Below are 429 nucleotides of genomic sequence, written 5' to 3' on the forward strand. Positions count from 1 at the left end.
TCCAGCACCGCTACCAACTCACACCATCCGGCGCCTGGTCCGGCTGGGAACCCTTCGGCGGCGGCGGCCACGACATCGCGGTCGGCGCCAACGGCGACGGACGACTCGAAGTCTTCGCCTCCGGACCCGTCGGCGTCTTCCACAAATACCAGACCGCCGCGAACAGCAACTGGTCGCAGTGGGAACCAGCCGGCGGCGGACCCGCCGACAGCACCATCGAAATGGAGAAATCCAACGACGGACGCCTGGAAGTCTTCGCCCTCAACGGCGACACCTTCCAGCACCTCTACCAGACAGCCGTCAACGGCGGCTGGTCGCCATGGGAAACCTTCGGCGGCGGCGGACACGACCTCACCGTCGACCACAACCAGGACGGACGACTCGAAGTCTTCGCCTCCGGACCCACCGGCGTCTACCACAAATACCAGA

Annotated in this window: 1 pseudogene; it reads left to right on the forward strand. The window is 65.7% G+C overall.

Annotated features, from left to right (window positions below):
• Nucleotides 1-429: pseudogene (locus tag IF37_RS0138520) on the forward strand (hypothetical protein); the annotation flags it as partial.

Origin of the sequence: Streptomyces sp. NRRL S-31, from assembly GCF_000718775.1 — a bacterium.
Lineage (GTDB): Bacteria > Actinomycetota > Actinomycetes > Streptomycetales > Streptomycetaceae > Streptomyces.